Consider the following 26,735-nt stretch of genomic DNA (forward strand, 5'->3'; position numbering starts at 1 on the left):
CGCCGTCGCCCGGCCATGCCTCGCGTCGGGGCCGCAAGGCCCCGCAATGAGCCTCGCCCGCCAGGGGCGAGCCTTCGGAGTAAGACCTTGATAGAACTTTTGATCAACCAGGTGGGTTACGAATGTCACGGGGAGAAGAGCGCCCTGCTGCAGTGCGGCGCCGACCTCGATATCCGCGGCCACGTCAGGTTGCTGCGCCAGCAGGACGACCACCTTTTGCTGGAGACGCCGCTGGTGGCGGCGGGGAGCGTCCCCGGCTGGCAGGGGCGCCACTACTGGCGGGCCGATTTCTCCGCCTTCACCGAGCCCGGCCACTACCGGCTGGAGGCCGTCGTGACCACGGAAGCGCAGGAGCGTCTGGTGCGCGCCCCCCCCTTTGCCATCGACCGGGGGCTGCTGGCGCGCCGCTGCCTCTCCGATGTCATCCACTACTTCAAGGGACAACGCGCCAGCGGCACCTTCGACCGGGCGGACCGCAGGGCACGCCTCTTTGGCACCGATCAGCACCGGGACGTACATGGCGGCTGGTTCGACGCCAGCGGCGACATGAGCAAGTACCTGAGTCACCTCTCCTACGCCAACTACCTCAATCCCCAGCAGACCCCCATGGTGGTCTGGTCCCTGCTCAAGTGCCGGGAACTCCTGGCGACACGTCGTGACATCGACGGGGTGAACCTGTGCAAACGGCTCAATGACGAGGGGTTGCACGGGGCGGATTTTCTCTGCCGGATGCAGGACGAGAGCGGCTTCTTCTACATGACCCTGTTCGACAAGTGGAGCAAGGATCCCGAGCAGCGGGAGCTGTGCGCCTATTCGACCCAGCAGGGGATCAAGTCCGCCCACTGGCAGGCGGGTTTTCGTCAAGGGGGCGGCATGACCATCGCCGCCCTGGCCCGCGCCGCCCGGGAACCGATTGGCGGCGACCTTGACACAAGCCAGTACGCCGACGCGGCCAGACGCGGCTACCTGCACCTGCGCGAACACAACCTCGCCTACCTGGATGACGGGGTCGAGAACATCATCGACGACTATTGCTCCCTGCTGGCGGCGGTCGAGCTCACCAGAACGCTGGGCGCCGAGTGGCTCGCCGAGGCGCGGGATCGGGCCGGCCGGCTGTGCGCCCGCCAGCGCGCCCACCCCGATCTCGGCCACCATTGGGCCGCCAACGACGATGGCTCTCGCCCCTACTACCACGCCGCCGAGGCGGGCCTGCCGGTACTGGCGCTGCTGGAGTATCTCGCCATCGAGCCGGATCCGGCGCGCCAGTGGGCGGCCCGGACCGTCGCCGAGCAGGCCCTGGCGGCCGAGCTGGCTCTCGCGGCCCGGGCAGGCAATCCCTTCGCCCTCGCCCGCCAGTATGTGAAAGGTGTCGGCGAAGAAGCGCGCATCAGCTTCTTTATGCCCCACCACAACGAATCCGGTTACTGGTGGCAGGGGGAGAACGCCCGGCTGGCATCGCTCGCCACCATGGCGTTTGCTGCCGCACAGCACCTGCCCGGGCAGAGCGCACTGCTGCGCACCTTCGGCCAGCAGCAGCTCGACTGGATCCTGGGGAGAAACCCCTTCAACGCCTGCATGCTGGCGGGTCAGGGCATCAACAACCCGGAATACACCGCCGGCTACCCCAATGCACAGGGGGGGATCTGCAACGGCATCACCGCCGGCTTCGATGACGAAAATGACGTGGCCTTTATTCCAGAGGCGTACAAGGATCGACTGGATCAGAACTGGCGCTGGGGGGAGCAATGGATCCCGCACGCCGCCTGGTTCGCCCTGGCCATCACCTGGCAGAGCGCACAAGGAGGCCACCATGATTGAGAGCAGTTCACACATCACTGGCACCGGGGAGAGCCCTGGATCCTCCATACCGCCAGCCAGGTTTACCCTGGCCATCACCTGGCAAAGTGCGCAGGGAGGCCCCCATGATTGAGTTCTGGGTCGGGGTGGACGGCGGCGGCACCCACACCCGGGCCCGCATTCGCAACAGCGCAGGCAAGCTGCTCGGCGAGGGGCGCGCCGCCGGCTCCAACCTGGAGCTGGGCATCGCCCTCGCCCACGGCCATGTGCTGGCTGCCATCGATCAGGCCCGCATCGACGCGGGTCTGCCCAGAGAGAGCGAACAGCGGATGGGAGTCGGGCTCGCACTCGCCTCCGCCGAGCTCGCCGACTGCTACCACGCCATGCTGACCATGCCCTTCCCGTTTGCGCGGGTGAAGCTCACCTCCGATGCCTTTGGTGCCTGCCTCGGCGCCTTCGACGGCCAGGAGGGGGCCATCCTGATCGCGGGCACCGGCTCGGCGGGGCTCATCTACCGGGAGGGACGCCTTCGCACCTGCTCGGGTCGCGGATTCCCCGTCTCGGATCTCGGCAGCGGCGCCTGGCTGGGGCTGCGCGCCATCCAGCAGTCCCTGCTCTGCCACGACGGCATCCTGCCCCCCAGCACCCTGGCGGTGCGCCTGATGGATCACTTCAAGCGGGATCAGGCCGAGGTGGTGCGCTGGGCTGCGCGCGCCATCCCGGCCGACTATGGCCGCTTCGCCCCCTGGGTGTTCGATGCCGCGAGCGACGGGGACGATCTCGCCACCGCCCTGCTGGATGAGACCTGTGCCCAGCTCGGCATGCTGCTGGAGGGCATGACCCAGCTCGGGGCAGACCGGATCGCCCTGCTGGGCGGCATCGGCACGCGCCTCGCCCCCCGTCTGGGCCACTTCCATCTGGTCGCCCCCAAGCGCGACGCGCTGGAGGGGGCCATCCTGTTTGCCAGGACGGAGGCGCTGCCATGTCTGCATCCCTGAGCCTTGCCGGGCCGACAACACCTGCGGGACAGGCTCCCGTTTCCTTCACCCCATCAGAGGAATTCCCATGTCCGCACCCCTGATCCACACCCGGGTCGATCACCGTGACGGTGACGATGTCTGGTTTCGCTTCACCCTGAGCCAACTGCCAGCAGCCCCCTGGAAACTCCACTTCTGCCTCGCCCGCCAGATCGATCCCCACTCGATCGAAGGGGGCGCTCTGGAGCGCCAGAGCGGCAGTTACAAGGTCATGGTGCCCCACGAGGGGGTGAGCGAGCTGCGCTTCTGCTGTCGCAACACCCCGCTCAAGCATGACTCCGATATGCCCAAGGGTTTCTTCCTGAGCCTGGAGAGCAAGGGACAGCTGCAGCCCCTGGTGCTGGAGGGGGAAGACCTTGGCCTGACCAACCCGCCCTCCCCGGGCCCCGATCTGCCACCGGTGGAGGCCATCAACGGCCTCGTGCCCCAGCCCGCCCACCTGATTTATACAGAAGGCAACTTCCGGCTGGCCGAGCGGGCCCACGTCGACGGTCCCGTTCCCCTCGCCTCCCTGCTCGCCCATTTCAACGAGCTGACAGGCCTGGCCCTGACCCAGGATCACGATGCGGAGATCCACCTCGTCGAGGCGACACTTCCCCCCGAGGGGTATGAGCTCACCATCACCCCTGAGGAGATCGTCATCCGGGCCGCCGGCGAGGCGGGCTGGCGCCACGGGCTGGTGAGCCTGGCCCAGTGGGCGCTCCAACACGGAGAGAGCCTGCCCTGCCTGACGGTGCGGGATGCACCGCGCTTCGGTTTTCGCGGCATCTTCCTCGACTGTGCCCGCCACTTCCACTCCCTCGCCACCCTCAAGCGCCTGCTCAAGCAGATGAGCCTCTACAAGTTCAACCGCTTCCACTGGCACCTGACCGATGACGAGGGGTGGCGCCTGGAGATCAAGGCCTTCCCCCAGCTGACCGCCGTGGGTGCCTGGCGCGGCCATGGCCTGGCGGTGGGGCCCCAGCTGAGCGGCGGCCCCGACCCTTATGGCGGTTACTACACCCAGAGCGAGGTGCGCGAACTGGTCGCCTACGCCGCCGGGCTTGGCATCACCATCATTCCGGAAATTGACATCCCGGGGCACTGTCACGCCGCCATCAAGGCACTGCCCGAGCTGCTGGTGGAAGAGGCAGACCGCTCCCGCTACCTCTCGGTGCAATATTTCGACGACAACGTGCTTAACCCGGCCCTGCCCGGCACCTATCGATTCCTGGACGCCGTGATGGACGAGGTGTGCGATCTCTTCCCCGGGAGTCAGGTTCACATGGGGGGTGACGAAGTGCCCACTGGCGTCTGGACCGACAGTCCCGCCTGCCAGCAGCTGATGGCCGAGCAGGGGTATCAGGATTGCCGCGAGCTGCAGGGGCACCTGCTGCGCCACTGCCAGCAATACCTGGCCCGCAAGGGCAAGCAGATGCTGGGGTGGGAGGAGATACTGCACGGTGACAAGGTGAGCCGGGAGGCCACCGTCTTCGCCTGGACCAGCTTCCAGGCCGGCCTGGATGCCGCCGCATCCGGTTACCCCGTGGTGATGGCGCCTGCCCAGCACCTCTATCTGGATCTCGCCTGGAGTCAGGACATCCACGAGCCGGGACTCTACTGGGCGGGTACCCTCAACCTAGCGCAGGTGCATGCATGCGATCCTGCCCCGGCCGATTTCCATGCCAACGATAACATCCTGGGGGTGCTGAGCCCCTTGTGGTCGGAACTGATCACCTCTCGCGATCGTCTCGACTACATGTTGTTCCCGCGCATGCTGGCCACGGCAGAGGTGGCCTGGAGCACTCCCGCCCGCAAGGTGTGGGAGCACTTCGTCGCCCGTCTGCCCGGCCAGCTGCACATCCTCGACCAGTTGCAAGTGCGTTACCGGGTGCCACAGAGGTAGTGTTATCTTTTTCTTTTCGGCGACCTTTGGTCGCCGTTTTTTTACCCATCGACAACAAAAACCCAACCTAGCCCCTACTTTTCATCTGCCTTTGTTGGCAAAATAAGGCCCCCGATGAAACCAGACAGGGGATGCACCTCCCTGCGGTTCCGCCACAATAACAATCAGCAAACAGATCGGAGCTTACCCTTATGGCCCGCAAACACGCCCAGGTCGTGGACAGTGAAGTGGAATTTCCCGCCGACGTGCAACTCGTCTCCACCACGGATCTGCGCGGCGTCATTACCTACGCCAACCCCGCCTTCTGCCGCATCGCCGGTTACCAGGTCGATGAACTGGTCGGCCACAACCACAACCTGGTTCGCCACCCCGACATGCCCAAGGCCGCCTTCGCCGACCTCTGGGATCGCCTCAAGGAGGGCAACCCCTGGCGGGGAGTGGTGAAAAACCGCTGCAAGGATGGCCGCTATTACTGGGTCGACGCCTACGTCACCCCCATCTACGAGCACGGCAAGATAAGCGGCTACCAGTCGGTGCGCTGCAAGCCCGACCCCCAGCTCAAGCAGGCTGCCGCCCAGGCCTATCGGGCCCTGCTTTCGGCCGAGCAACGGGGCACCCCGGCCCGCCCCTCGCTGCGCCGTTTCAGGCCGCTGATGCTCGGCCTGCCGCTGCTGGCGCTGCTGGTCTGGGCCGCCCTCACCCAGGGCCCCCTCACCGCACTGCTGATGCTGCTTCCCCCACTCGCCATCGCGGGCGCCTACTGGCGCGAGCTCATCGCCCTGCCCCGCTATCTCAGGCAGCTCGGTCAGCAATATGACAGCCTGACCCGGCTGGTCTATTCGGGGGATGCCCCGGGGGCCATCGCCGATTTTCACCTGAAGATGCTGCAGGCCCGGATCCGCACCGTGCTGGGGCGGGTCGACGATGCCACCCATCCGCTTCAGGCCCTGGCAACCGATCTGCAGGACTCCTCACACCGCGCCTTCCTCGACATCAACGAGCAGGATGCCCAGACCCAGCAGATGGCAGCTGCCATGACCCAGATGGCCAGCACCGCCCACGAAATCGCCCGCAACATCCAGGACACCAACGGCCAGGTGACCGAGGCGCGCAGCAGTTGCCAGAGCACGGTGGAACAGCTGGACCAGACCCAGCAGCAGATGACCAGGCTGGCCAGCCAGGCGGAGCAGGCCTTCCACTCCGCGGTGGAGCTCGCCAGCGAGTCGGAGCGCATTGGCAGCGTGATGGGTGAAATCCAGGGCATCGCCGAGCAGACCAACCTGCTGGCCCTCAACGCCGCCATCGAGGCCGCCCGTGCCGGCGAGCAGGGGCGCGGCTTTGCGGTGGTGGCGGACGAGGTGCGCACCCTGTCGACCCGTACCCACAAGGCGACCGAGCAGATCCAGGGCAGCATCAGCCAGATCCAGCACACCCTGGAGCGCTGGCAGGGCATGATGCAGGACAACCTGGCCCAGACCCGGGAATGTGTCGAGATGACCCGCCAGGGATCAGGCAACCTGCACCTGGTGCTGGGGGAAATCGATCAGGTGACCGAATTCTCCACCCAGATCGCCGCCGCCGCGGAGCAGCAGCAGGTGGTGGTGGAGGAGATCAGCCGCAACATCCACCAGATCTCCGAATACTCCCGCGCCAACAGCCAGAAGATCCAGGCGGTGGACGACTCCAGCCAGGAGCTGCTCAGGCGGGCCCGCGAGCTCAGGGGACTGAGCCAGACCTTCGGCTGACAGATTGCAAGCCCCATGACAGAAGCGCCACAATGGCGCATCTGCTGTTTTTTTGACGAGCCATCATCATGAGAACGAACGCGCCCCCCCTGGACAAGACGGCCCGCATCGAGGCGATCCTCGCCCTGATCCCCCCCGGCCGCGTGGTGAGCTACGGCCAGGTGGCGGATCTCGCGGGCCTGCCCGGACGGGCACGACTGGTGGGAAAAGTCTTGCGGGAGACCGACAAGGTGCTGCCCTGGCACCGGGTGCTGGGGGCGGCAGGCACCATTTCGCTGCCAAAAGGATCCGCAGGCTTTGACAAGCAAGCGGGGCTGCTGCAGGAGGAGGGGGTGCCCGTGATTGGCGGGCGGGTCAGGATGCGGGAGTGGCAGTGGCAGCCCGACCTGGCCGAGCTGCTCTTTCTGGTTCCCTTCTGACGAGGCTGGCACGCCCCGAAGGGATGGGGGCTCTTGCAACAAAGGGAGGGCCTCTGTGGTCGCCCTCCGTCACGTTCTCTTCCCTAGTCGCCGGCAATGGGCCCCAGAATGTCATCGCTGCGCACCTGTACCGGGATGGTCTCATCCTCCCGTTGCAAGAGCACCAGCAGACTCTGTCTGTCCACCTCCAGCACATAGGCTGTCCCTTCACGGGTCAGGCAGGTCATGCCCGGCCGTATTTCATGTATCTCCATGACAACTCCCTGTCTTGCGCTGCCATCCATGCAGCCATTCCAGTATATCGCCATCCACCAACAAAGAAGCCCCTCGCAAGGGGCCTCTTTCATCATGCTGTGAGCGGCGTCGCCATCAGGCTTTCTTCGCCTTGGGCAGGCTCTCCTGCCATTTTCCGTTGTCATAATGGGCTGTCCAGCCTGTCGCCTTGCCGTTGACCTCGGTCATCACGTACTGCTCCTTGGTCTTGCGGCTGAAGCGCACCACGGAGGCGTTTCCGTCAGGATCTGACGCCGGGGCGTCCGCCAGGTACTGGTGCTTGGGAGAGAGGCGATCGCGGAAGCGCTTGAGCTCCTCCACCAGGGGCGCACGGGTCTCGCGGGATTTGGGGAAGTTGCTGGCGGCCAGGAAGAGGCCGGCAGCGCCGTCCCGCAGCACGAAGTGGGCATCGGACTGGGTGCATTTCAGCTCGGGCAGGGGTACCGGATCCTCTTTCGGCGGTGCAATGTCGCCATTTTTCAGGATCTTGCGGGTGTTCTTGCAGCTCTCGTTGGTGCAACCCATGTATTTGCCGAAACGGCCGTTCTTGAGTTGCATCTCGGAGCCGCAGCGATCGCACTCGATGCTCGGCCCTTCGTAGCCCTTGAGCTTGAACTGCCCCTGCTCCACCTCGTAGCCATCGCAATCCGGGTTGCGACCGCAGACGTGCAGCTTGCGGCTGTCGTCGATGATGTAGGCGTCCATGGCGGTGCCGCAGATCCCGCAACGATGCTTGGCACGCAGAGCATCGGTTTCCGCCTCGTCCCCGTCGGTGGCGGAGACGAACTCGTCCGCACTGACCAGGTTGATGGTCTTCTTGCAGCGCTCCTTGGGCGGCAGGGCATAGCCGGAGCAGCCGAGGAAGACGCCGGTGGTGGCGGTACGGATACCCATCTTGCGGCCACAATCCGGGCAGTCGATATCGGTCAGCACCATCTGGTTGGCACGCATGCCCCCCTCTTCATGGGGCTTGTCGGCCTGCTCCAGCTCCTGGGTGAACTCGGCGTAGAAGGCGTCGAGCACCTTCTTCCACTCCAGGCTCCCCTCGGCGATGCCGTCGAGCTTGTCTTCCATCTTGGCGGTGAACTCGTAGTTCATCAGCTCGACGAAGTTTTCCACCAGGCGGTCGGTGACGATCTCCCCCATCTTCTCGGCGAAGAAGCGGCGGCTCTCGACCCGTACATACCCACGGTCGACGATGGTGGAGATGATGGAGGCGTAAGTGGACGGACGGCCGATGCCGCGCTTTTCCAGCTCGCGTACCAGGGCCGCTTCAGTGAAGCGGGCGGGCGGCTTGGTGAAGTGCTGGCGCGGATCCAGCTTGACCAGTTTCAGCACCTCGCCGACGGTCACCGCCGGCAGCTGGCTGTCTTCACCCTTGCGGCCCATGGGCGGCAGGGCCTTGGTCCAGCCGGCGAAGCGCAGGGTGCGACCACGGGCCTTGAGCTCGAACTCCCCAGCCTTGACGGTCAGGGTGGAGGAGTCGTACTGGGCCGGGGTCATCTGGCAGGCGACAAACTGGCGCCAGATGAGGTCATAGAGCCGCATGGCATCGGGCTCCATCCCTTCCAGCATCTCGGCAGTCACCTGGACGCTGGAGGGGCGGATCGCCTCGTGGGCCTCCTGGGCATTGGCCTTGGCGCCGTAGAGGTTCGGCTCGCTCGGCAGGTAGGCGGCGCCATACTGCTCGCCGATGTATTCCCGCACCGCGTCCACCGCCTCTTTGCTGAGGTTGGTGGAGTCGGTACGCATATAGGTGATGTAACCCGCTTCATAGAGACGCTGGGCCATCATCATGGTCTTCTTGACCCCGAAGCTCAGACGAGTAGAAGCCGCCTGCTGCAGGGTGGAGGTGATGAAGGGAGCGGACGGCTTGGAGCCGGTCGGCTTGTCTTCCCGGTTCACCACCTTGTAGTCGACCCCTTCCAGGGCCGCCACGGCGGCGAAGGTCTCGGCCTGGGTCACCGGCTTGAAGTCGGCACCATTGCGGCTGACCACCTCCATGCGCAGCTCGCTCTTCTCGGCGGTGAGCAGGTCGGCGTTGAGATCCCAGAACTCCACCGGCACGAACGCCTTGATCTCGCGCTCCTTGTCGACGATGAGGCGCACCGCGACAGATTGCACCCGACCGGCGGAGAGGCCGCGGGCCAGCTTCTTCCACAAGAGCGGGGAGACCATGTAGCCCACCACCCGGTCGAGGAAACGACGGGCCTGCTGGGCGTTGACACGATGAATGTTCAGCTCGGACGGCTGGGCGAACGCCTCCTGGATGGCGCTCTTGGTGATCTCGTTGAACACCACGCGCTTGTAGCGGCTGTCGTCGCCACCGATGATCTCGCGCAGGTGCCAGGCGATCGCTTCCCCCTCTCTATCCAAGTCGGTTGCGAGATAGATGGTGTCGGCCTTGGCGGCCAGACTTTGCAACTCGCTGACCACTTTTTCCTTGCCGGGCAAAATCTGGTAGTTGGCCTGCCAGCCTGCGGTCGGGTTGATGCCCATCCTTGAGAACAGGGCGTTGCGATCCTTGGCCGCCTTCTCGGATTCGCTGAGCTTGATGCCGCGAATGACAGGTTTTTTGGGCTCGGTGCTGGCGCTGCCGCTGGTCGGCAGATCGCGCACGTGGCCTACGCTGGATTTCACCACGTAGTCCTTGCCCAAATATTTGTTGATGGTCTTGGCCTTGGCCGGAGACTCCACGATGACCAGTGATTTGCCCATGCTGTAACTATTATCCTCATTGCACCCGACGGGGTTGGCGTGCGGTTTTGTGGGGCTGTATAAGAGATTTGACGGGAAAAAGCAATCTTGCGGGTCAATTTGCCCGACAGCCCGAACCGCCCTGCTTCTTTATTTATTAATGCGAAGCCGGGGCGCGGGAAGCAACCGCTTTTTTGTTTTTATGCTATATCCCCCCCTTTTTTAGATTGGAAATGACATATCCAGCCACCCTTGTGACATAAAAACCCATTCTGGTTATCAGCTTGTTACAAAGGATGAAATCTCTTTATAATGGCCGCACACCGCAGCTTTGTGCGCGGAAGGAACCGCTCCCCATATAAAAATCGAAAGGATGTGATCATGAAGCACTTCGAGGTCAACTTCGACGGCCTGGTCGGCCCCACCCACAACTATGCCGGCCTCTCCTATGGCAACGTCGCCTCCCAGAGCAACGCCAAAGAGGCCTCCAACCCCAAGGAAGCGGCCAAGCAGGGGCTGCGCAAGATGAAGGCGCTGACCGACCTCGGCATGGTGCAGGGCGTGCTGGCGCCACAGGAGAGACCGGATCTCGCGACCCTGCGCCGCCTGGGCTTCACCGGCAACGATGCCAGCGTCCTGACCCAGGCCGCCAGACAGGCCCCCGCCGTGCTGGCCGCCTGCTACTCCGCCTCCAGCATGTGGACCGCCAACGCCGCCACCGTCTCCCCGAGCGCCGACACCCAGGATGGCCGCATTCACTTCACCCCCGCCAACCTGACCAACAAGTTCCACCGCTCCCTGGAGCCCGAGGTGACCGGGCGCATCCTGCGGGCCGTGTTCAACAACGATCGCCACTTCTATCACCACCAGCATCTGCCGGAAAACGACCACTTCGGTGACGAAGGCGCCGCCAACCACACCCGGCTGTGCCGCGCCTATGGCGAAGCGGGGGTCGAGCTGTTCGTCTATGGCCGCAGCGCCTTCGACGTCTCCCAGCCCGCCCCCAAACGCTATCCGGCCCGCCAGACCCTGGAGGCGAGCCAGGCCATCGCCCGCCTGCATGGCCTTGGGGATGAGAGCGCGGTCTTCATCCAGCAGAACCCGGACGTGATCGATCAGGGGGTGTTCCACAACGACGTCATCGCGGTGGGCAACCAGAACGTGCTCTTCTTCCACCAGCAGGCGTTCCTCCATACCGAGGCGGCGCTTGCCGAGGTGCGTACCAAGTTCGGCGACGGGGAACTGCATTTCATCGAGGTGCCGACTGCAGAGGTGTCGGTGCAGGATGCGGTGAAGTCCTACCTGTTCAACACCCAGATCCTCACCCTGCCATCCGGCGAGATGGCGATCATCGCCCCCACCGAATGCCGCGACAACCCGGCTGTGTCCGCCTATCTGGCCAGGCTGGTGACCCTGGGCACCCCCATCAAGGACGTCCACTACATGGATGTGAAGCAGAGCATGAGAAACGGCGGCGGCCCCGCCTGTCTGCGCCTGCGGGTTGCCATGAACGACACCGAGCTCGCCGCGGTCAACCCGGCCTGCCTCATCACCGACAGCCAGTTTGCCCGCCTGGATCAGTGGGTCGAGAAGCACTATCGCGACAGCCTGGCGCTGGACGATCTGCGGGACCCCTCCCTGGTGCTGGAGACCCGCACCGCCCTGGACGAGCTGACCCAGATCCTGAAACTCGGTTCCGTCTACCCCTTCCAGCGCTGAGGTGCGCCATCGGCCTGCAGAGCCGACGCAATAAAAAAAGAGAGCCGGGCAATGCCCGGCTCTCTTTTTAGTCCTTTGCACTGAGCTATAAAACCTGTTCACGAGCTGTAGCGAGAGATCGTCAGCAAGGTGAAGAGCAGCGCAGGAACCGGAGTGTGTAGATACACATGAGGATTCCGAGCAGCACATGAGCCTTGATCACGACCTCGCAGTAAGCTCGAAACAGGTTCTCAGCGCCAGGGGCTCTGCTGCCACAGCCGGCCAAGGCCGGCCTCCAGCCCCAGTGCCGCCTGCTTGCCAAGCTTCTGGGTCAGGCTCCTGGGTTTGCTGTAGCGGATGCCGACCACCTTGTGATGGCTGGCCTGGGCCAGCAGGTAGTCATCGCTGGTGCAAAGCGCATCCACCAGACCGAGCTGCTTGGCCTGGCTCGCCAGCCAATGCTCGCCGGTGGTCACCTTGTCGATGTCGAGACCGGGTCTGTGCTCGGCCACGAAGGCCTTGAACTGCTCGTGGATGGCCCCCAGCTCCTCGCGAAACTTCTCCCGCCCCAGATCGTCGTTCTCGCCGAACATGGTGATGGTGCGCTTGTACTGGCCTGCGGTGTGCATCTCGAATTCGATGTCGTGCTTCTTGAGCAGCTTGTTGAAGTTCGGCATCTGGGCAATCACCCCGATGGAGCCGACGATGGCGAACGGCGCCGCCAGGATCTTGTCCGCGACGCAGGCCATCATGTAGCCACCGCTCGCCGCCACCTTGTCGATGGCCACGGTCAGCGTGATGTCCTTGTCCCGCAGCCGCTGCAACTGGGAGGCGGCCAGGCCGTAGCCATGCACCACGCCGCCGCCGGATTCGAGGCGCAGCAGCACCTCGTCCCCGGGCCGGGCCACGCCTATCACGGCACTCACCTCTTCCCGCAGGGAGGCCACTTCCTTGGCATCCATGCTGCCGTTGAAGTCGATGACGAACAGCCGGCTGCGCTCATCCTCCCCCTTGGCTTTGGCCTTGTGCTCCGCCTTGCGGGTCTTCTCCATCTGCTTGCGCTCGGCCTTGCCCGCCAGGGCTGCCTGCAGTTGATGGCGCCCCTGCTCCAGCTCGCCGGAGAGATCGGTCACCACCAGCTCCCCCTTGCGGGATTTGGGCTGGCGGCTGCTCGCCACCATCAGGATGACGGCGCCGATGGCCAGCAGGAAGGTGAGGGTCTTGGCCAGAAACAGGCCGTACTCGGTCAAAAATGCCACTTGATGCTCCGCTCAATGTCCGGTTTTTTCACATAGTAAGGAGTTTGCCCCCCTCGCGCAAAAACTCTGCCATCTCCCGTGCCAAGGGCGGAGGGATCGACGCTATCGCCCTGTTTTATTCACATTTTTGCCGTCTCATACTGGTCAACTGCCGGGCCGGATCAGTACACTTGCCCACTCGATTCGTTGCGCCAAGCCGCCAGGCATTGTTAACAGGAGTCCACATGCTCGACTATCAGGCCCCCCGTGATCTGCTCAAGGACAAGGTCATTCTGGTGACGGGTGCCGGTGACGGCATCGGCCGCGAAGCGGCCCTCACCTATGCGGCCCACGGTGCCACCGTGATCCTGCTCGGGCGTACCAGTGCCAAGCTGGAGGCGGTCTACGACCAGATTGAAGCGGCCGGTCACCCCCTGCCCGCCATCGTGCCGGTGGACTTGAAAGGGGCTACTGCCGCCCACTACCGCGGTATGGCGGAGACCTTCGCCCAGCAGTTCGGCCGCCTCGATGGCGTGCTGTTCAACGCCGGGCTGCTCGGCACCCTGTCGCCGTTCGAACACATTCAGGAGCAGGAGTGGGACGAGGTGATGCAGGTCAACGTCAAATCCGAATTCCTGCTGACCCAGGCGCTGCTGCCCCTCCTTCGCCAGACCGCCAAGGAGCACGGCGAGGCGTCCATCGTCTACACCTCCTCCAGCGTGGGCCGCAAGGGGCGCGCCTACTGGGGCACCTATGCCATTTCCAAGTTCGCCGTCGAAGGCATGATGGAGGTGCTGGCGGACGAGCTGGAGAACACCACTGTGCGGGTCAACACCCTGAACCCGGGCGGCACCCGCACCAGGATGCGGGCCAGCGCCTTCCCGGCGGAAGATCCGCAAACCCTCAAGACCCCGGCCGATCTGATGCCCCTCTATCTCTACCTGATGGGGCGTGACAGTCAGGGCCAGAGCGGCAAGACCTTCGTGGCCCAGCCCAAATAAATCAACAAATCAACCGGATGGGATTACAGTGAAGAGGGGGTGCCAAGGCGCGCCCTGTTGAATCCCATCGGCCCCAGACAGGTTGCACTATGTTTCGTCCCAAGAGCACGTTTGAGCAATGGCGGATCTTTCAGGCAGTGGTGGACTGCGGCGGTTATGCCCAGGCTGCCGAGGCGCTGAACAAGAGCCAATCCTCCCTCAATCATGCGGTTGCCAAGCTGCAACAGAGTCTGGGGGTGGCCCTGCTGGAGGTGCGGGGACGCAAGGCGGTGCTGACGCCGGCGGGGGAGATCTTCCTCAAGCGGGCGCGCCAGCTCAGCCAGCAGGTGGAAGAGCTGGAGAACCTGGCCAACAACCTGGAGCGGCAGTGGGAGCCGCAGATCAACCTCTATGTGTCCGTGGTGCAGCCGCGGGAGCGCCTCTACCGGGCGCTGGCCCACTTCTACCCCCGCAGCCGCGGTTGCCGCATCAACCTGCACGAGCGGATCCACTGCCACTTCAATGCGCTGCAGGCGGGAGATCTGATGCTCTCCGAGCACCTGCCCCAGGATCGCACCGGCCTGCCGCTGGACGAAGTCTGTCTGCTTCCTCTGTGCGCAGCGGGCCACCCCCTTGCGGAGCAGGGAGAGCCCATCACCGCCGAGGTGCTGGCCAGCCACAACCAGATAAGCCTGCATCCCCCCATCCACCGCTCGGTGGACTGGAACGATGCGGACGACACCGGCTGGAAGGCGACCCACTATCACGAGGTGCTCAACATGGTGCGCCTTGGCATGGGTTACGCCTGGGTGCCCCGCCACCTGGTGCAGGAGGAGCTCGCCGAGGGCTCGCTGGTGCAGCTCGATCTCACCGGCGGCAACGAACGCTATCTCTACACCTACCTGCTCACCCCCTCGGTGGAGGCGCTGGGGCCGGCGGCCGAGCTGCTGCTGCGCTGCCTGCGCATCGAATACCAGGGAGACAACCCCAGGTAAGGCCGCTTCAGCCCCGCACGACCGGGGCACTGGTGCCGGCACATCCGGGCATCGGCTCCCTTTTGCATCCCCTATACGTTGGGGACCCGCCAGCAGGCGGCCAGCGCCATCAGCGCCAGGGCCGCCGCCACCATGAAGACCCCGTGGAAGCTCCAGAGCTCCGCCACCGTCCCCGCGATGGCCCCCGCCATGATGGAGCCGGTGCGGATGCTGTTGGAAAAGAGCGTGGTCGCCACCCCGGCGCGCCCCGGCATCAAGTCCTGGAAATAGGACATGCCGATGCCGGCCACGATGCCGATGAAGATGGCATTGAGCAGTTGCAGCGCAATGAGGGCATGCTGGCTCGACAGGGTCACGAGACCGCCATAGAAACCGACCCCGGCCAGCACCGCCAGCAGCATCATGGGCCGCTTGCCAAAGCGCCGGGTGTAGTAGCCAGCCAGCAGCATGAAGGGGATCTCCAGGGCCGCCGCCGTGCCCATCAGCAAACCGGCCAGTTTTTCCTCCAGCCCCAGCTCGCGGGTGATGTAGAGGGGCATGTTGATGAGGTACATGCTGTTGCAGGTCCACATTAGGGTGGAGGCGATGAAGAGCGCCCGCACCGACGGATCCCGCCAGCTGCTCACCCGCTCCACCTCGCTGTCCATCACCGGCAGCGGCAGGGAGGGAAGCCAGCGCCACACCACGAAGGCGCAGATAACATAGGCCAGCGCCGAGGCCAGATACATCACCTCGAAGCCGTAGCCGATGGCGAGCGCGAAGGCGATGGGCGGCCCTATCACCCAGGCCAGGGAGAACTGGGCCCGCAGCACCGAGCTGAACATGTCGGCCTGTTTGTTGCGGCTGTCGGCGTATTCCCGCGCCAGGGCGAACAACTGCGGGCTGGCGGTGGCGGTCAGGCTCGCCAGCAGCACCCCCAGGCTCACCAGCAACCAGTACTGCCGGTTCCAGGCAAACAGCAGGGAGAGCACGATGCCGGCGAAGCAGCAGCGCAGGATCAGCTGCTTGCGATCCCCCTTGTTGTCGGAGCGGTGGCCGAGCCACTGGCTGATGAGGATGCCGATCACTGCGTTCACCGTGTAGAAGAGCCCCACCAGGAAGGGGCGCACCTGCACCTCCTCGGCCAGAAACAGGCTCAAGGTCGGCACCTGCAGCGCCACCGCCACCCCGGACATGAAGGTCACGGCGAGAAACGAAAGAGAGACGGGATCCGGCCTCTTGCGGGCAGCAGACAGCAAACTCATAGAGATACCATTGATATGGAAGAAAAAAAGGAGCCAGATGCGGGCAGGCTTGGCGTATGGCGGCGGCTATTTTATGCCATTATCAACAGCCACCTCAAGGGTTGCGGGGGGGCGTCCAAGTCCGTACATTGGAAGCCCATCCAGCGCCAGTACAAGGATTTAACATGTTTGATTTTGACCGGGAAATAGATCGCAGCGGTACCATGAGCCTGAAATGGGACAAATACAAGGGTCAGGATGTCCTGCCCATGTGGGTCGCAGACACCGACTTCGTCTCTCCCCCCGCCGTACTGGAGGCCCTCACCAAACGGGTCGCCCACGGCATCTTCGGCTATTCGCGCCCCTCTCCCCGGCTCATCGAACTGATCGTATCGCGTCTGGCCAGCCGCTATGGCTGGACCATCCAGCCCGAATGGCTCGTCTTCCTGCCCGGGGTGGTGCCGGGCCTCAACCTCGCCTGCAAGGCCTGGAGCCAGCACGGGCGCGGCATCATCACCCCCAAGCCGGTCTACTACCCCTTCCTGCAGGCACCGGGCTTCAATGACCGCCCCCTGCTCACCGTCCCCGTGGTAGAGGAAGAAGGCCGCTGGGTGCTGGATCTCGAAGAGCTTGAGCGTCAGGCCCCCTCGGCGGATCTGCTGCTGCTGTGCAACCCCCACAACCCGGGGGGCACCGTCTTCACCCGGGAAGAACTGCTGGCCATCGACGCCATCGCCGAGCGCCACAACCTGGTGATCTGCTCCGACGAAATCCACTGCGACCTGCTGCTGGACAAGGATGCCCGCCACATCCCCTATGGTGCCCTGAACCCGGAGGCGGCCGAGCGCTCCGCCGTCATGATGGCGCCGAGCAAGACCTTCAACATCGCGGGGCTGTGCTGCTCCTTCGCCGTGATCCCCAATGCCCGCCTGCGGCTCAAGCTGCAACAGGCGATGCGCGGCATCAGCGCCGACGTCAATCTGCTGGGGTTCGTGGCGGCCGAGGCGGCCTATGAGGGGGGCGAGCAGTGGCTGAATGAACAGCTCGACTACCTGGCCGGCAACCTGGCCCTGATCGAGCAGGCCGTGGCCCGCTGGCCCGGCGTCAAGCTGGCCCGCAACCAGGCCACCTACCTCGCCTGGATCGACATGAGCGCCCTGGGCCTGGACGATCCCGTCGCCTTCTTCGAACAGGCGGGCGTGGGTCTCTCCCCCGGCGCCCAGTTCGGCAACGGCCAGTTCGTGCGGCTCAACTTTGGCTGCACCCGGGCCCGTCTCACCGAGGCCCTGGCCCGCATGGAGAAAGCCATTCTCCAGACCCGCTAGCGAACCGTCCCGGGCGGCGGCCCCAGGCCGCCCGGTGCGCGCAAAAGCGGTAAAATCCGTTCAGCTTCCCGTCTGATACGGATAAGATGAGGCTCATCACGGGATGAGCCCGCCTCCTCCTCATGTTCAGCCACGGTTTCGGTCCACTATGCGCCCATTCGCCTTCTCTGCCCTGTTGCGTCTGTCACGTACCGCCCTGCCCTGGCTCGCGGCCGTGCTGGCGCCCTCCCTCTTCGCCTCCCCCGCCTATGTCACCATCGGCACGGGGGCCCTCAACGGCGTCTACTACCCGACAGGAGGCGCCATCTGCCGCCTGCTCAACGAGGAGAGTGCCCGCCTCGGCCTGCACTGCACGGTGCAGAGTACCTCGGGCTCCATCGCCAATCTGGCGGCGCTCGCCAAGGGTGAGGTACAGCTCGCCCTGATGCAGTCGGATGTGCTCTACCATGCGGTGCACGGCAGCGGCCCCTTCGCGGGCCAGGCCCCGGACGATCAGCTGCGCAGCCTGTTGCGGCTCCACAAGGAGTCCCTGACCCTGATTGCCAGCGCCACCAGCAACATCACCACCCTGGCCGACATCAAGGGCAAGCGGGTCGATGTCGGCGCCCCCAACTCCGGGGACAGGGTCACCAGCCGGGCCCTGCTCGATGCCATGGGGTGGCGGATCGCCGACTTCAGCCGCCCGCCCGTGATCTCCGCGGGCAACCGGCTGGAGGGGCTCTGTGACGGCACCCTGGATGCCGCCTTCGTGGTCGCCGGTCACCCCAATCAGGCCATCGGCGATCTCACCGGCCGCTGTCAGGCCCGCCTCATTCCCATCGAGGGGGAACAGGTGGACAAGCTGCTCAAGCAGCACCCCTACTACGATCGCAGCCGCATTGGCGCCAACCTCTATCCGGGGCAGACAAGCGGCGTCAATACCTTCGCCGTCACCGCCGAACTGGTGGCGCTGGCCAGTCTGCCCGAGAGCGAGGTGCGCACCCTGCGGGACGTGCTGAACGAGCGGCTCAAGCAGTTCACCCGGCTGCATCCGGCACTGACCACCCTCACCTGGGAAGGCATGCAGGCGGGTAGCATCGCCCTGCTCCATCCCGGCATGCTGGATGCCGTGCCCACCCTCCCGGCGGACACCCTCACGGCATCCGGGGCAGGGGCCACCTCGGGTGCCTTGCCGACCTTGTCCCCGGCGAGCAGCGCGGCCACACCGACCGATGGGACAGGCCCCCTGGAAGGCACCGCGCCACTAGAGGGGTCCGACACCTTGCCGGAGCAGCCGGCCGCCGCGACCCTCTCAACCAGTTCGGGGGCGGCCTCAACCAACCAGGCCCCGGCACTGACCGAGCCGCCCACACCGGGCAGCGCAACCCTGGAACCAGGCCATCCCCTGACCCCGCCTGAGGCGCCCGCCTCGTCGGCAACGCCGCTGGAGGCGCCATCACCGGAGGCCATGCCGGCCAGCCCGCCCAGCCACGCGGTGGGGACCACAGCCCCCGCCGGGCAATGAACACCAACCAAGAGGCCACCCCAGGGGTGGCCTCTTGGTTATCGGGAACGGGCGCCTGGCCTGTCACGGCGCCAGCAGCAGCGCCGGATTCTGGATCTCCTCCTCCACCCAGTGCAGCAGCTGCTTGATGGCCCGCGACAGCACCTGGTTCTGGCGCACCACGTACCCCAGGCTGGTACCGGGAAAATCGGTGAGCCGGGTCACCGGGGCGGTCAGCTTGAGCCTGGGGTGAAGGGAGAAATCCGGCACGATGGCGACGCCAAAGCCCGCCTCGGCCCAGTCGAGCTGGGCATCCACGCTCCCTACCTCCATGATGCGGCAGCTCGGCAGGCCGAGCAGGGGCAGGGAGGGGTCGATCAATGCCCGGGTCCGGGTGTCGTGCCCCAGCAGGATCAGGGTCGGCTCGTCCAGAGGATCGCTCTCCCCCGAGCTGGCCCGCGCCTGCCAGCGGGCCAGGCCGTGCCCCAGGGCACACCAGGTCACCTGCTGCAACTCGGTGTAGAAGAGCGGCTCGCTGCGCTTTTGTGCCATCACGAAGCCCAGATCCGCCTTGCCCGCCCGCACCAGATCCGCCGCCTGATCCGAGGTGGTGTTGAACAGGGTTAGGTCGATGCCGGGGAAGGCCTGCTTGAAGCGCTGGAACGGCTGGATGAGCAGCAGGCGCGAGATGATGTCGCTGGCGGCGATGGCGAGCGTACCCTGGCTCAACTGGCTCAGGGCATTGAGATCGGACTGGCAGAGCTGCAACTCGTTGATGGCGCGCTCGGCGCTTTGCAGCAGCCGCTCCCCCGCCTGGGTCAGGCGAAACGGGCTGCGCTCCACCAGCTTGACCCGGGTCGCCTGCTCCAGGTTCTTGAGGTGCAGGCTCACATTGGGTTGCGTCATGTGCAGTTCGGTGGCCGTCTGGCCGAAGTGCTGCAACCGGGCCAGGGTGACGAAGGTGTGCAGCCAGTGAATGTCCAGCATGGGGTTCCTCTTCTCTCGGGTCGATGGCAGGGCCAGCGCCGCCAGGGCACGGTCACCACGAAAGGGAGCGCGGTGTCGATAATTGCACCGGAATTATATGGCTTCCTTATCGGAATTATAAAGATAATTAATTTTTCTAATCCTCACGGGGCTCCTAGGATGGACGCCTAACGTCTTAGGAGAAAGAGTCATGTCGTCTATCGTAGTCGTAGGTGCTAACTGGGGTGATGAAGGCAAAGGCCGCATCGTCGATTATCTGGCAGGCCAGGCTGGCGCCAGTATTCGTTTCCAGGGCGGCAACAACGCCGGCCACACCGTGGTCAACGATCTGGGCACCTTCAAGCTGCACCAGGTGCCGAGCGGCGTCTTCAACCCGGATTGTCTGGTCGTGCTGGGCCCCGGCATGGTAATCAGCCCCGAGAAGCTCACCGTCGAGCTGGAAGAGGTCAAGGCCTCCGGCGTCACTCCCAAGCTCGCCATCTCTGACCGTGCCACCCTCTGCCTGCCGCTGCACGCGCTGGAAGACACCCTGGAAGAGCAACGCCTGGGTGACGGCGCCTACGGCTCCACCCGTCAGGGCATCGCCCCGGCTTACGGTGATCGGGTCATGAAAAAGGCGATCCTGGTGGGCTGGCTGAAACAGCCGGACGTGCTGGTCGAGCGCATCCAGTTCATGCTGGACTGGAAACTGCCGCAGATGAAGGCTCTCTATCCGGACTTCGAATTCACCCAGACCGCCCAGGAGATGGCCGACTGGCTGCTGGAAGTGTCCGCTCCCTGGCTGGACGCCGTCTGCAACGTCAGCATGCCCCTCAAGGCACTGCAAGCCGAAGGCAAGACCCTGCTGTTCGAAGCCCAGCTGGGCGCCGGCCGTGATCTCATCTACGGCGAATACCCCTGGGTCACCTCCTCCCACGTTTCCGGCGCCTACGCCGGCATCGGTGGCGGTCTGCCGGGCCTGCGCCCGGAGCGCGTCATCGCCGTGGCCAAGGCATTCAGCTCCTCCGTCGGTACCGGCACCCTGCTGACCGCCATGGAGAACCAGGACGAGTTCCGCAAGATCACCAACGAGTTCGGCGCCACCACCGGCCGTCCCCGTGACGTGGGTTACTTCGATGCCGTCGCCACCAAGAACGGCGTCGAGCTGCAGGCGGCCACCGAAGTGGCCCTGACCAAGCTGGACTGCCTGACCGGTCTGCCGGATCTGAAGATCTGCGTGGCCTACGAAGGTGCCCACACCGAGAACCCGATCTGGCCGCAGACCGCCGCCCTCACCCCCGTCTACGAGAAGATGGAGAGCTGGAGCGAAGACATCAGCGCCTGCCGCACCTTCGCCGAGCTGCCCAAGGCTGCCCAGGACTATGTGCTGCGCATCGAAGCCCTGCTGGGCGTGCCGGTGCCCATGGTCTCCGTCGGCCCGGGCCGTGACGAGATGATCCTGCGCTAAGGCCCCTCGCCTCTCCCAAAAACCGGCATCCCAGGATGCCGGTTTTTTTATGCCCCTCAAAAGCCCCGAACAGCTCACAAAAGCCGCCTACATGGCATAATTTGAGCCATACGGGCACTCTGTTTTGAGCCAGCCCCCTTAGAGTGAATGCCATATTCACACAAAGGAGTGCCCATCATGAGATCCCCCATTATCCCGCTGCTGCCCCTGTTCTGCCTCGCGGCTCTGCCCGCCGGCGCCATGACCCTCAAGAGTACCGACATCCGCGAGGGTGAACCCATGGACAAGGTCTTCAGCTTCAACGGCTTTGGTTGCAGCGGCGAGAACCGCTCCCCCCAGTTGAGCTGGCAGAGCCTGCCCGCCGGCACCCAGAGCGTCGCCATCACCGCCTATGACCCGGACGCCCCCACCGGCAGCGGCTGGTGGCACTGGCTGGTGGTGAACCTGCCGGCCAGCCAGAGCGAGCTGCCGAGCAATGCCTCCGGCAAGATCAAGCAGGGGCTGGAGCTTGGCACCGACTACGGTACCCAGGGTTATGGCGGCCCCTGCCCGCCCGCCGGTCACGGCATGCACCGCTACCAGTTCACCGTCTGGGCCCTGCCCAAGGCACTGGAGGTGAAGGCCAACACCCCGCCCGCCATGGTAGGCTACATGCTCAACAGCCTCGCCCTTGGCAAGGCCACCCTGACCGCCACCTTCACCACCCCCTAGGAGCCCGCCCGATGAGCACGCCCCTGCTGCAACTGAATCACTACTTCGGGATCCGCCAGCAGCCCCTGCGCCGGGTGCTCATCTACGCGCCGACCCTCATCTGGGTGCAGCAAGGCCGCAAGCAGTTGTGGTGGCGGGAGCAGCGCCTCTCCTTTGACAAGGAGAGCTGGCTGCTGATCCCGGCGGGTCACCGGCTCACCTTCGTCAACCAGCCGGAGCAGGGCACGTTTCGCTCCCAGGCGCTCACCCTGCTGGCCCCGCCACCGGCCGAGTGGCTGGCAGAGAGCACCCTCGATCTCCTCAAGCCACCGGCCATCAGGGTGACGTCGGCCCTCGCCTTCTGCTTCGATCTCGTCACCACCATGGCGCAGCGGCAGCTCTGCGAGACGACCCAGACCCAGCTGCTGCAAGGGTTTTATGGCGAGCTCAGGGAAGCGGGGGGCCTTGGCCTGCTCTTTCCTGCCACCACCATGACCCTGGGGGAACGGCTGGCCCGTTACCTCAGCGTGGAGCCTGGTCTTGATCACCGGCTGGAGACGGTAGCGACCCACTTCGCCATGAGCCGCGCCTCTCTGGTCCGCAAGCTGGCCGCCGAGGGGCGCAGCTTTCGCCAGGTGCTGACCCAGGTACGCCTGGGGCACGCCCTCACCCTGCTGCAACAGGGGCTCACGCCGCTTCAGACCGCCCTCGCCTGTGGCTACGACTCCCCCGGCCGCTTTGCCGCGCGCTTCAAGGAGGAGTTCGGCCTGACCCCCCACCAATACCTGCGTACCTGCCCCTCCTCTCTCTCACTGACTGCCACCACAAAAGTAAATAATTACTAAAACACAAAGCTATGTAACCTCATGTAACCGGGTGATCAGGCTCACACTCGCCCCTCCTGCACTGTGACACAGCGCCAATAATCCCGTCAAAATCGCCCTATAATGGCTCCCGTAAACGCTTTCACTAAAATAATCACTAAAAACACCTTCCTCAACCTACAAAAACTGTCATTGGAGCGAGAGATGTTTCGTAATAATTTACTTTCCATCACCCTGAGCGTCGCCCTGTTCGGCCTCACTGCCTGCAACGGCAATGACTCCAGCAGCCCGGCCGCCCCCAGCGCCACCCTGGCGAACCAGTATCAGAACGTGATCGACCGCAGCGGCACCCCGCTCCAGTTCCGTGACTTTGACAGCTACGCCAACCTCAAATACAACCCGCTGCTCGATCTCGGTGCCTGGCACGGCTTCCTGCTGCCCGCCAGCGACAGCGAATGGGGCGGCTTTACCGGCCCCATGGTCATCGCAGAGGAGTACAGCCTGTTCTTCGCAAGCGAATTGGACAAGCTGACCCTGAGCGACGAGAGCGGCCGCGCCTTTCCCCTCACCAGCGCCAGCAAGCAGGCGCTGTACGCCATCCCGGGGGCGCTGGTGCAACGCTTCGAATTCGACCCCTTCACCCTGGAGCTGGAGCTGCGCTACGGCGATGCCCGCACTGCGCTGGTTCGTACCCGCCTCATCAACCACACTGATGCCCCCCTCACCCTCAAGCTCAACTGGCAGGGGGAGCTGCTCAACCAGTGGGATGCCAACAAGACGGTCGCCGAGCAGTACCCCGCCTGGACCCGCACCATCAGCCAGACCGAGCGTGGCGTGGCATTCCAGTTCGGCAAACTGCGCAGCACCTGGAACATCATGCAAAGCGGCAGCGCCAGCTACCGCATCGATCGCACCCTGCCCAGTCGCACCACCCTCGACGAGCAGGGGCTCGGCTACGTGAGCGAGGCCAGCCTCACCCTGGCCGCCAAGGGCCAGCAGGATATCTACACCCTGCAGAGCTATGTCCACAGCAGTGCTGACGCGAGTCGCTTCGAGCGAAGCCGCCTGGCGCTGCTGGCCGACCCCGCCAGCCATTTCGACGACGCCATCCGCCGCTGGGAGGATTACCTGGCGCGCGGCCTCTCCAATCAGGGGATCCCGGAGTCGGAGCGGCGCATCGCGGTCAAGGCGATGGAGACCCTCAACGGCAACTGGCGCTCGCCGGCCGGTGCCATCCTGCACGACGGGGTGACCCCCTCCAACACCGCCCGCTGGTTCGACGGGGTCTGGGCCTGGGACAGCTGGAAGCACGCTTACGCCATGGCCCACTTCAACCCCGAGGTAGCCAAGAACAACGTGCGCGCCATGTATGACTACCAGATCCAGGCCGATGACCCGGTACGCCCGCAGGATGCCGGCATGGTGATCGACGCCGTCTTCTACAACAAGCTCGCCGATCGCGGTGGCGACGGCGGCAACTGGAACGAGCGCGACACCAAGCCGCCCCTCTCCGCCTGGGCCATCTGGGAGATCTACAGCGCCACCCAGGACAAGGCCTTCATCGCCGAGATGTACCCGAAGATCCAGGCCTATCACGACTGGTGGTATCGGGCGCGGGACAACAACCGCAACGGCATCATCGAATATGGCGCCACCCGCCACGTCGAGCACAACGACGAGTTCGGCAACATCACCTTCAAGGTGCAGTACCCGACGGGGGCACCGGTCGGGCTGGATCTGTCGAGCTGTACCAATGAGGGAGATGGCTGGTATGGCTGCGCCGGCATGGCGCTCTATCAGCAGGTATTGAGCGTTGGCGGCTACGCCGACATGGATATCGGCGCCCAGCACGGCGCAGGCTGGGAGTCCGGCATGGACAACGCCGCCCGCTTCGGCTTTATCGAGCCGGATCAGCTCAAGCGCTATGCCGACAAGACCTATGGCGGCGACATGGCCAGGGCGCGCCAGGACTGGAACGTCTTCTTCTTTGAAAACCATCAGGACGACGGCAACCTCATCGGCTTCTCCATCGATCAGGAGTCGGTGGAGCTCAACGCCTTCCTCGCCAAGGAGAAGCGCATCCTGGCCGACATGGCCGAGCTGCTCGGCAAGCCGGACGAGGCGAGCCGCTACCGCGAAGGGGCGACCCAGCTGGCCGATTACATCAACAGCTGCCTGTTCGATGAGGCCTCCGGCTTCTATTACGACCGCCAGATAGCCCAGGGGGATCTGCCCGACGCCAACGGCTGCGTCGGCAAGCTGTTGACCGCCCGCGGCCGTGGCCCGGAAGGGTGGAGCCCGCTCTGGGCCGAGGTAGCGGACAAGGAGAAGGCGGCGCGGGTGCGCGAGGTGATGCTCAATGCCCAGGAGTTCAACACCAGGGTGCCGCTCGGCACGGCGGCACTGACCAACCCGGCCTACGACCCCGACATCTACTGGCGCGGTCGGGTCTGGCTGGATCAGTTCTACTTCGGGGTGAAGGGGCTGGAGAACTACGGCTATCGCAGCGATGCCCAACAGCTCGTCAACAAGCTGTTTGCCAACGCCGAGGGGCTGGCGGGTAGCGGCCCCATCCGCGAGAACTACAACCCGGAAACCGGCGCCATGCAGGGTGCCAGCAACTTCAGCTGGAGCTCGGCCCACCTCTACATGCTCTATCGCAACTTCCTGAAAACCGAGGGTTGATCCCTCTTTGCAGCAATGAGCCAACAAAAAGGCCTCCGCAAGGGAGGCCTTTCTTATGGCAGGGCCGCAGGTGGCGACTTACTTCACGGTCACCCGGGCAAACTTGCGCTTGCCAACCTGGTAGACGGCGGTACCGGCACCGATGAGGGCCTTGCCATCATCCAGCTTCTCGCCATCCACCTTGACCGCGCCCTGCTTGATCATCCGCAGCGCTTCGGAGGTGGTGGCCACCAGATCGGCGTCTTTGAGCAGGTTGGCAATGGCCAGCCCTTCCCCTTCCAGTGCCAGCTCGACTTCCGGCATGTCGTCCGGAATGGCGTTCTTGGAGAAGCGCTGGGTGAAATCTTCGTGGGCCGCCTCAGCCGCCGCTTCGTCGTGATAACGGGCGATGATCTCCTTGGCCAGCCAGATCTTCACGTCGCGCGGGTTGAGGGTGCCGGCAGCGATACCTGCCTTGAACTCTTCAATCTCGGCGAGCGGACGGAAGGAGAGCAGCTCGTAGTAGTTCCACATCAGATCGTCGGTGATGGACATGATCTTGCCGAACATCTCCCCCGGGGCATCGTGCACGCCGATGTAGTTGGCAGCGGACTTGGACATCTTCTTGACACCGTCCAGGCCTACCAGCAGCGGCATCATCAGCACGCACTGGGTCGCCATGCCCGCATCTTTTTGCAGCTCGCGACCCATCAGCAGGTTGAACTTCTGATCGGTACCGCCCAGCTCGACGTCCGCCTTCAGCGCGACCGAGTCATAGCCTTGCAGCAGCGGATAGAGGAATTCGTGAATGGCGATGGACTGGCCGTTGCTGTAGCGCTTCTTGAAGTCGTCGCGCTCCATCATGCGGGCCACGGTCTGCTTGGCCGCCAGTTTGATCATGCCGGTCGCGCCCAGCTCACTCAGCCAGGTGGAGTTGTACTCGATGCGGGTCTTGGCCGGGTCGAGGATCTTGAACGCCTGCTCGGCATAGGTGAGGGCGTTGTGCTTGATGGCCTCTTCGGAGAGCGGCGGACGGGTGGCGTTCTTGCCGGAGGGGTCACCCACCATGGCGGTGAAGTCACCGATCAGCAGGATCACTTCATGGCCCAGATCCTGGAAGGTCTTCAGCTTGTTGAGGATCACGGTATGACCCAAGTGGATGTCCGGCGCGGTCGGGTCCATCCCCAGCTTGATGCGCAGGGGGCGCCCTTCCTTCAACTTGGCGATCAGTTCTTCTTCAACCAGAATTTCTTCCGCTCCGCGCTTGATCTCGGCTAGCGCCACCTCGAGCTGGGACATTTTTTGACTCTCCAATCACGATTCCACAG

20 protein-coding genes are annotated in these 26,735 nt (G+C 64.5%); 14 read left to right on the forward strand and 6 right to left on the reverse strand.

Annotated features, from left to right (window positions below):
• Positions 1-90 precede the first annotated feature (90 nt).
• From PG879_RS01890 to PG879_RS01910, 5 genes are all read left to right on the forward strand, one after another.
• Positions 91-1,818, forward strand: coding sequence for a glycoside hydrolase family 9 protein (locus PG879_RS01890; protein ID WP_270829688.1), 1,728 nt, complete (start codon positions 91-93; stop codon positions 1,816-1,818).
• Between the two features lie 104 nt (positions 1,819-1,922).
• A complete protein-coding gene (locus PG879_RS01895) occupies positions 1,923-2,795 on the forward strand; it encodes a BadF/BadG/BcrA/BcrD ATPase family protein (protein WP_270829619.1) in 873 nt (290 codons plus the stop codon).
• 67 nt (positions 2,796-2,862) lie between these two features.
• A complete protein-coding gene (locus tag PG879_RS01900; protein ID WP_270829620.1) occupies positions 2,863-4,719 on the forward strand; it encodes a beta-N-acetylhexosaminidase in 1,857 nt (618 codons plus the stop codon).
• Between the two features lie 191 nt (positions 4,720-4,910).
• Positions 4,911-6,464, forward strand: a complete 1,554-nt coding sequence (locus tag PG879_RS01905; RefSeq protein WP_041212609.1) for a methyl-accepting chemotaxis protein — start codon at positions 4,911-4,913, stop codon at positions 6,462-6,464.
• 68 nt (positions 6,465-6,532) lie between these two features.
• Positions 6,533-6,883 (forward strand): MGMT family protein, encoded by a 351-nt coding sequence (locus PG879_RS01910; protein ID WP_039040524.1) that lies wholly within the window; start codon positions 6,533-6,535, stop codon positions 6,881-6,883.
• 83 nt (positions 6,884-6,966) lie between these two features.
• On the opposite strand, the gene PG879_RS01915 is transcribed toward PG879_RS01910, so the two are convergent.
• On the reverse strand, positions 6,967-7,137 hold the full coding sequence (locus tag PG879_RS01915) for a hypothetical protein (RefSeq protein WP_164882955.1): 171 nt from the start codon (positions 7,135-7,137) through the stop codon (positions 6,967-6,969).
• 115 nt (positions 7,138-7,252) lie between these two features.
• Positions 7,253-9,874, reverse strand: coding sequence for a type I DNA topoisomerase (gene topA / locus PG879_RS01920; protein WP_010673895.1), 2,622 nt, complete (start codon positions 9,872-9,874; stop codon positions 7,253-7,255).
• A 360-nt stretch (positions 9,875-10,234) separates the two neighbouring features.
• On the opposite strand from topA, the gene astB reads away from it, so the two are divergent.
• Positions 10,235-11,572 (forward strand): N-succinylarginine dihydrolase, encoded by a 1,338-nt coding sequence (gene astB, locus PG879_RS01925; RefSeq protein WP_270829621.1) that lies wholly within the window; start codon positions 10,235-10,237, stop codon positions 11,570-11,572.
• 230 nt (positions 11,573-11,802) lie between these two features.
• Here astB and sohB read toward each other — a convergent pair whose 3' ends face one another.
• Complete coding sequence (gene sohB, locus PG879_RS01930; RefSeq protein WP_039040521.1) at positions 11,803-12,810, reverse strand: protease SohB; 1,008 nt, start codon at positions 12,808-12,810, stop codon at positions 11,803-11,805.
• A 224-nt stretch (positions 12,811-13,034) separates the two neighbouring features.
• On the opposite strand from sohB, the gene PG879_RS01935 reads away from it, so the two are divergent.
• Together PG879_RS01935 and PG879_RS01940 are read left to right on the forward strand one after the other, a co-directional pair.
• The gene (locus tag PG879_RS01935) at positions 13,035-13,790 is read left to right on the forward strand and encodes a YciK family oxidoreductase (RefSeq protein ID WP_042015611.1); all 756 of its coding nucleotides are present in this window, start codon (positions 13,035-13,037) and stop codon (positions 13,788-13,790) included.
• Positions 13,791-13,879: 89 nt separating this feature from the next.
• On the forward strand, positions 13,880-14,764 hold the full coding sequence (locus PG879_RS01940; protein WP_042015608.1) for a LysR family transcriptional regulator: 885 nt from the start codon (positions 13,880-13,882) through the stop codon (positions 14,762-14,764).
• A gap of 71 nt (positions 14,765-14,835) precedes the next feature.
• On the opposite strand, the gene PG879_RS01945 is transcribed toward PG879_RS01940, so the two are convergent.
• Entirely contained in the window at positions 14,836-16,008 is a 1,173-nt protein-coding gene (locus PG879_RS01945; protein WP_270829623.1) for an MFS transporter, read from the reverse strand.
• Positions 16,009-16,172: 164 nt separating this feature from the next.
• Here PG879_RS01945 and PG879_RS01950 point away from each other — a divergent pair, with 164 nt between their 5' ends.
• Both PG879_RS01950 and PG879_RS01955 read left to right on the forward strand, forming a co-directional pair.
• Positions 16,173-17,312 (forward strand): MalY/PatB family protein, encoded by a 1,140-nt coding sequence (locus PG879_RS01950; protein WP_257707193.1) that lies wholly within the window; start codon positions 16,173-16,175, stop codon positions 17,310-17,312.
• Positions 17,313-17,460: 148 nt separating this feature from the next.
• The gene (locus PG879_RS01955; RefSeq protein WP_270829624.1) at positions 17,461-18,816 is read left to right on the forward strand and encodes a TAXI family TRAP transporter solute-binding subunit; all 1,356 of its coding nucleotides are present in this window, start codon (positions 17,461-17,463) and stop codon (positions 18,814-18,816) included.
• Positions 18,817-18,879: 63 nt separating this feature from the next.
• Here PG879_RS01955 and PG879_RS01960 read toward each other — a convergent pair whose 3' ends face one another.
• Entirely contained in the window at positions 18,880-19,782 is a 903-nt protein-coding gene (locus tag PG879_RS01960) for a LysR family transcriptional regulator (protein WP_041212603.1), read from the reverse strand.
• Between the two features lie 190 nt (positions 19,783-19,972).
• Here PG879_RS01960 and PG879_RS01965 point away from each other — a divergent pair, with 190 nt between their 5' ends.
• The 4 genes from PG879_RS01965 (at position 19,973) to ygjK (ending at position 25,428) form a co-directional block, all read left to right on the forward strand.
• Positions 19,973-21,229, forward strand: a complete 1,257-nt coding sequence (locus PG879_RS01965; protein WP_045525181.1) for an adenylosuccinate synthetase — start codon at positions 19,973-19,975, stop codon at positions 21,227-21,229.
• A gap of 177 nt (positions 21,230-21,406) precedes the next feature.
• Entirely contained in the window at positions 21,407-21,940 is a 534-nt protein-coding gene (locus tag PG879_RS01970) for a YbhB/YbcL family Raf kinase inhibitor-like protein (RefSeq protein ID WP_049637270.1), read from the forward strand.
• Between the two features lie 11 nt (positions 21,941-21,951).
• The gene (locus tag PG879_RS01975; RefSeq protein WP_236276400.1) at positions 21,952-22,764 is read left to right on the forward strand and encodes a helix-turn-helix transcriptional regulator; all 813 of its coding nucleotides are present in this window, start codon (positions 21,952-21,954) and stop codon (positions 22,762-22,764) included.
• A gap of 183 nt (positions 22,765-22,947) precedes the next feature.
• Entirely contained in the window at positions 22,948-25,428 is a 2,481-nt protein-coding gene (gene ygjK, locus PG879_RS01980) for an alpha-glucosidase (protein WP_270829626.1), read from the forward strand.
• Positions 25,429-25,506: 78 nt separating this feature from the next.
• On the opposite strand, the gene tyrS is transcribed toward ygjK, so the two are convergent.
• Positions 25,507-26,706 carry a tyrosine--tRNA ligase gene (tyrS, locus tag PG879_RS01985; protein WP_039040151.1) on the reverse strand — a complete coding sequence of 400 codons (1,200 nt, stop codon included), beginning with the start codon at positions 26,704-26,706 and terminating at the stop codon, positions 25,507-25,509.
• Positions 26,707-26,735 lie beyond the last annotated feature (29 nt).

This window comes from Aeromonas sp. QDB63 (assembly GCF_027707425.1).
In the GTDB taxonomy this organism is placed as follows: domain Bacteria; phylum Pseudomonadota; class Gammaproteobacteria; order Enterobacterales; family Aeromonadaceae; genus Aeromonas; species Aeromonas caviae.